This window comes from Nonomuraea sp. NPDC049419, from assembly GCF_040676995.1.
Lineage (GTDB): Bacteria > Actinomycetota > Actinomycetes > Streptosporangiales > Streptosporangiaceae > Nonomuraea > Nonomuraea salmonea.
On record NZ_JBFAQB010000035.1, the window covers coordinates 47,302 to 53,463 of the forward strand.

Annotated in this window: 5 protein-coding genes; 1 reads left to right on the forward strand and 4 read right to left on the reverse strand. The window is 67.4% G+C overall.

All coding sequences use genetic code 11. The features are described from left to right. Positions 1-5 precede the first annotated feature (5 nt). From AB0K12_RS47015 to AB0K12_RS47025, 3 genes are all read right to left on the reverse strand, one after another. The gene (locus AB0K12_RS47015; RefSeq protein ID WP_364575619.1) at positions 6-269 is read right to left on the reverse strand and encodes a hypothetical protein; all 264 of its coding nucleotides are present in this window, start codon (positions 267-269) and stop codon (positions 6-8) included. A 473-nt stretch (positions 270-742) separates the two neighbouring features. Next, positions 743-1,735, reverse strand: coding sequence for a hypothetical protein (locus AB0K12_RS47020; RefSeq protein ID WP_364575622.1), 993 nt, complete (start codon positions 1,733-1,735; stop codon positions 743-745). A 640-nt stretch (positions 1,736-2,375) separates the two neighbouring features. Beyond that, on the reverse strand, positions 2,376-3,017 hold the full coding sequence (locus AB0K12_RS47025; RefSeq protein ID WP_364575624.1) for a histidine phosphatase family protein: 642 nt from the start codon (positions 3,015-3,017) through the stop codon (positions 2,376-2,378). A gap of 321 nt (positions 3,018-3,338) precedes the next feature. On the opposite strand from AB0K12_RS47025, the gene AB0K12_RS47030 reads away from it, so the two are divergent. Beyond that, positions 3,339-3,536, forward strand: a complete 198-nt coding sequence (locus tag AB0K12_RS47030; RefSeq protein ID WP_364575626.1) for a TetR family transcriptional regulator C-terminal domain-containing protein — start codon at positions 3,339-3,341, stop codon at positions 3,534-3,536. Positions 3,537-3,925: 389 nt separating this feature from the next. Here AB0K12_RS47030 and AB0K12_RS47035 read toward each other — a convergent pair whose 3' ends face one another. After that, on the reverse strand, positions 3,926-5,776 hold the full coding sequence (locus tag AB0K12_RS47035; RefSeq protein WP_364575628.1) for a glycosyl hydrolase 53 family protein: 1,851 nt from the start codon (positions 5,774-5,776) through the stop codon (positions 3,926-3,928). Positions 5,777-6,162 lie beyond the last annotated feature (386 nt).

A 6,162-nucleotide genomic window follows, 5' to 3' on the forward strand; every position in this document is an offset into this window, starting at 1 on the left:
GTCACCTAGTTGATCCGGCCCGCCTCAGCCCGCACGGACTCCCACGCACTGGTGCGAGGGGCGTTTCGCCCGGCCTGCCGGCGGCCGCGGCACCATCGGATCAGGGCGTTGCCTGCTTCGGCTTCCAGGTCCTGGCCATGCAAGACCGACAGCAACTCGACCGCGTGGCCCAGCGCGAGCTGGGCGGCAACCGCGACGCACGCGGCGATCGAGACCGATGCGTTCGGCGGCTCCGCCAGCTCGTTGATCTGGGCGTCGAGCTGGTCCATCCACCCGCGATAGCGGTCAGTCGCGGCACGCGCCGCGGCACGCCGGCGCCGGCGAGTTCTTCCGGTCGTTCGACCAGCCAGCCGGGTCACCCACACTCATGGACACGACAATTCCACAGAGCGCTGCGAGCTCCGTCGCGAGAGCGCTGCGAGGTCCGTCGCGTTACGTCTCTGCGTTTCGGAAAGGTCCACTTACGGGTGAGATTCGGCAGAGCGGTGGCGCAATGGACGCATCGCACATGCCCTTCCCAGCAAAGCCAAAAGGGCACAGCCCACAGTGATCACTGGGTTCGCTGCCACAATCGGAGCATGACGGACCTTTCCCAGATCTGGATCTGCGGCTCGATCTCCGAGGCGATACCACAAGGTTCCTGCTCGCCGTCGTCGTGGTGCTCCCGGCGTGTTTCGCCCTCGCCGGCCCGATCCGCCGCCTTCCGGGTGTCCGCCGCGTGCTCTCAAAGCCCCGCCGCGGGTCAGGGGGACAGGCCGATCCGCTGGAGTGCCAGTGCGGCGAAGCCAAGTAGCGATCGGTCCCAGGGGATGGGAAACATGCGGGCGTCGAGTTCGGCGGTGTGGTCGCGGGCCTCCGCGAGTGCCTGCAGGCCGGCGTCGGGGAGGAGATCACCGATCCGGAACGCGAGAGCGACCGCCGCGGTGAGCCGCACACCCGGCGACTCGGCGGCGAGCAGCTCCGTCAGCCTGCCGTCGATCGCCGGGTCGTCCGGGGCGAGGTAGGCAAGGCTGAGGTTGGCGCTGGCGCGTGCCACCTCGTATCCCCCGGCGGCGGGAAGCCGCAGCAGGCGGGAGATCACGGGCTCGGTGGCGGGGAACCAGGTCACCAGCTCGGCGGCGTTCGCCGCGATCATCGGGTCGCGATCGTCGAGCCAAGCGGCGAAGCGGTCGCTGATCGCGGCAGCCGCGAGGTAGGCGTCGCGGTCCCAGGCCGCCGCGACGGCATCAGCCACATCCTCGCCGCCCTCCCGGCCCTTTCCGGCTTCATCACCTTCGCCGCCTTCACCTCCCTCTTCGGCCGAGCCGTCCTTCTCGGCCGAGCCGTCCTCCTCAGCCGCGCCACCATAGAGCCAGTCCAGCACCTTGGCCACATCACCATCGGTGACCCCGGAGGCCTGGGCGAAGGCCCGGCCGGGATCGAAGGGCAGCCAGGTGTCGTCGCAATCCCCGAGCGCGACGGCGCGCAGCAGGCCGAGCACGGCCACGCGGTCCGGTGTCGCCGGGTCGTCCACCAGCCCGGCCAGGAACGGCACGACGTGGCCGCTCGCCTGCCACCGGGTCCCCTGGTGGTAGACGTTCCCATACAGCTCGTGAAGCGCACGCCCGCGTTCGTCTCCGTCCGCCGACCGCAGCGCTCTCACCTGCCCGGGAACGTCCTCGGCCGTGCCGTAGGCGTGGTGCAGCTTCGTCCAGTCGACCGAACTCAGCCCGTCCAGCCCCTCGTTCACGCTCATCAGTGCGATCCCCCCGCCGGCCTCTCATAAGCGGTCACGATGACGTCCGCCAACCCGGGGCAGCGGCTCTCAAGATCCTGCTCCCGCAGGGTGGTCCATCGGCGGGTGCCGTCGTCGCGCTGCCGGATGAGCCCCGCCTCACGCAGCGCCGGTGGAGATCACCCGCTTTCGTGCACTCAGCGGTCGGTGAAGAGCCGGTCGGTGGGCGGGCCGCCGGGCAGCGGGCGCGGATGGCAGGCGCGCAGCCCGTCCACGGCGATGGCGACCACGCGCCGGTGCGCATCGGGGCATGACGAGCATCCGCACGAAAAGTCCCGTTAGCAGGGCAGCGTTGAGCGGCTTGCCGTGACTCTCTGTTCAAATTGCGTCTCGCAGGTCATGAGGGATGCAGTGGGGTGGCCTGAATGGCTGTGATGCGGGCGGCGTACACGCGGTGCGCCCTGCGCTCGGTCGGGGCGGCCTCGGCAAGGGCGGCACTCCGTTCCAGCGCGGCGCGGTGGAGTGAGACCGGGGCCGTGATGCGGACCGAGTAGCCGTGGCCGCGGCGGCTGGCGGCTTGATCGATCGCCCTATGGGGGCGCAATCGACCGTTACCGCCCTCAAGGGATGGACTGAGCTCGGCGGCCGGGCCGGGCAGAGGTCAGCCAGCTTCGCCAGAGTCGAGATGACGGGTGTCACCGAGACTGACGACCTGCCGGTTGTAGTAAAAGTCGTCTTCGTGCAGCGTGGTGATGCTGCCTGACGGCGCCCGGAAAAAGGCATGGCCGACCGCTTTGATCGGCATCTTGATCCACGACGCCACGATGATTGTCAGGGCGCCACCGTGCGTCACGATGATCTGGTGTTCACACGGGCGCTGCAAGATCTCGTCCATGGCCGCGTAGATACGCTGCGCCAACGCCGCCTTGGTCTCGGCTCCCTCCACGCCCTCGTCGTGCTCCAACCGCTCCCCGACAGCCGGCGGCGGGACGAATCGCTGGTCCAGCCACTCTTGTGGCCTTCCCTCCGCCTCTCCGTAGGATTTCTCCCGCAGTCTGTGGTCCAGGATTGGTCTCACGCCGAACGGCTCGGCGACCTTCTCGGCCGTTTGCCGGGTGCGCTGCAGATCCGAGGAAATGAGCTCCACATCGACGCCGTCCGGGATCTGAGCCCGCAGCGCCTGGGCAATGGAGGCTGCCGCGCTGAGACCGGCTGGTGTCAGCTGCGAATCATGCCAGCCGCCGACGACCCCCTCGACGTGGTGCGTCGCCTCCGGATGGGTGACGGCGTAAATGGTGCGCATGCGTGAGCTCTTCCTGTGGGGGGCTGTTCTTGAGTGATCTTAAGAGTGATTCACGAGTTCTCTGAACTTCGGCGATCACGGCCCTGTCGCCGACCGCGGCCCACCGTAAACTGCGCGAATGCTTCTACTTTGCGGGTGCACCGCAACTTCAGGAGTCCCGGGCCCTACCACGATCTACAGGATGTCCTCCTCCCAGTCCGCCTCGTCCGGGTTGCGAAACTGCCGGGCTCCGGCAGGACCAAGGTCGGGCTGGCCGAAGTCAAAGAGCTGTACAGCGAGCCGCAGTAGTGGTCATCGGCCCGCGCTCGCCGGTAGGACCGCATGGCCGCCGCCACCAGCGGCAAACACGGCCTGACGGCCCTGCGCGCCTACTGCCAGGAGATCCTGCCGCTGGATGAAACAACCCTGGACGAGGCCCGCATCGTCATCCCGTTCTGGCACAAAGCTCTCACCAGTCCCCACCTGGCGGCCCGGCACGAGCACGTCATGCGCGAGTGGCGCGAACACCTGCAGCGCTAACTCACCGAAGCGCGAGAGGCCGGGGAGATCCGCACTCCCATCCCCGACGAACACATCATCGGGCATCTGCTCACCGCGCTGCTCGGCGCGCAGATCACCGCGACCCTCATGCCCGCACTGGAAACCATCCAGACCCTCCCCGCACAACTGGACAGTTTCCTCACCCTGCTCAAGGCCCCTTGACGCAGAGCGGCGACGACGTCCAGCAACTGCGGGGCCATGGACTGCACGAGCTGCTTCAGCTGCTTCTCCAACTGGTTGATGCGCACCGTCAGCTCACGTAGCGGCCGAGCGGAAAGGCCACATGCGACACGCGTATGTGGCCTTCCGCCGACTCGTCGGGCCGTCGCCTGGGTCTCAACACGCCTCGACGGGCCTTTTGAGAGTGTCTAGATGACGTCGATGACTGCGGTGACCTTGCCCAGCGCCGTCATCCCGACGGCGACGACCTCACCGGGCGTGTCGGTTGCTCCGTCCGGCAGCGCCTGCCAGTGAACGCGGATTGTGGTGATGGCGTTGCTTGCGGTGGTGAGCTTGTGGATGGAGGAGGGGAGTGCCGGAGGCCTGCCTGCCCCGGTGGTGACGTAGACGAAGTCTTCAAGGATGTGCCTGGCCTGGCTCGCGTTGTACACGTTGATCGACGCGTGCGGCTCCCAGGTGTTGGGCAACTCGGGCACGGCCCGGAACATCGTCTGGTAGCCCGCCGGCTCCCAGACCAGCACGCCGGTGCCCTGGTTGTCGACCACGTCGTTGGCGGCCTGGAAGACCCGCTGGATGGCGTCTGCTTGACCCTGGATGGTGCGTGGGAAGGGTGAGTTGGGCAACGGCGAGCCGTCGCCGCCGGACGCGGGGTAGGCGGTCTCGGCGATCTCGACTTCGTAGTCGGGGTAGGTCGTCGCGATCGTGTGCAGGTTGACATCCAGTGCGTCAGGCGAACCGTGCCACTCCGGATAGTACGAGATCGCGAGCACGTCGGGGTTCTGGCCTTTGGCCTTGACCCGGGTGAGGAACTGGCTCCAGAACTCCATGGTCTTGGCGAGCCGCCCGGCGTCGACGATCACATGGATCTCCACCTTGGTCTTCGGCGACGTATCGCGGACGGCCTTGATCCCGGCCGCGGCCAACGTGGTGAACCGGTCCCACGCCTCGTTGTAAAGCCGCTGCTCGACCGGGTCGGTCGACTGCCAGTAGCGCCACAGCAGGCCGCCGCCGGGCCTCGACTGGTAGATGTCGGCCTGGTTGACGAAGTACGGCGGGTTGGTCGTGCCGATGAGGGCTGCCTCGCTGCCGTACAGGAAGCCGTTGATGATCTCATTTCCGACGGCGACCTTGTCCGGCGTGGTGCCCTGCTGGATCAGCCGGCGGAGGTAGTCGCCGGTGAAGTCGTACACCGCCTGCGTCAGATCGTCGAACTCCAACTCGGCCCAGGCGCGCGGTTTCGGTTGCTTGGACGGGTCCGCCCAGGAGTCCGCGTAGTGGAAGTCGATGCCGAGGCCCATGCTCCGGTCCTTGATCCATCGTGCTGACTGCAGTGAGCGTTCCGGCCCCTGGCGTGGGATCGGTGTGGGTTCGCCGGTGCTTTCGTCCCTCGGCTCGTTGAAGATGCGCAGCCGGGTGTACTCCATGCCGCGGTCCTTGGCCACGTCGAGTAGGTGCGGTCCGGCGCCCCGGTCGGCGGCCAGGGGGTTGACCCAGTATTCCTGGGTCTGGACGTCGTCCACCCAGGACAGGTCGGCGCCGAGGATGAGGTCGTCGCGCAGGTAGTTGAAGATCTGGATCTCGCTCACCCCGACCTTGGAGTGGCCTGACGCGCCGGTGACCGTGAGCCGGACGAAGCGTGTTCCCGGCCGGGTGAACAGGTGCACCGCTCCCCGTGACGCGGCTCGGTTGCGCAATTTGCCGGCGATCTTGGTCCACCGGCGCCCGTCGGATGAGGCTTCGATGATGTACCGGTACACCACGCCAGGGTCAGCGAAGATCACCTTGACCTTCCGCAGGTTGTCGTAGGCGCCGCCAAGGTCGACGGTCAGCCGCTGTCGGGCGCTGGGGCCGTCCGCGTACCAGGACGTCGTCGGGTCTCCGTCAATGGCCAGTCGGGCGGTGGGTAAGCCGCTGCTTGCCGTGGCGGAGGCCCAGAACTTGGCGGCGATGTTGCTCTCGATCGGCTTGATGTCCGCGGTGCCAAAGGTGGCGTGCGCCGGTGCGGGCGCTGTGAACATCCCCGCCACCAGCGCGGCCACGAGCACAGTGAGTGCTGCGGTGACGCGCGTCCCATATCTATGGATCATGTTTCCTCTCGAGGTGTGCGGCTACGCGTTGGCGTCTTGGTGTGGACGGATGCCATGCAGTCAGGGAGCGCTTCCCTTGGGAAAGACATGTACGTTCGTGCAAAATTCAGGAGATTTGTTCTGTGAACGTTCACAGAATCGGAATCTCGCGAGATACCCGGGCGGAGGGGAAGCAGTGACGTCCAGGACCGGGGCGGTGGCAGGCACGGCCGCTCCCGGGCGCAGCAACGGAGGTCCCGGTGCCCTCCTGAACCGCTCGTGGTGAGGAGTCAGCCGGTCGTGGCGCCGAGGTCGAGGTAGTCGATGTTGGGCAGTCCGGCTGCGGTGGCCGGGTTCCA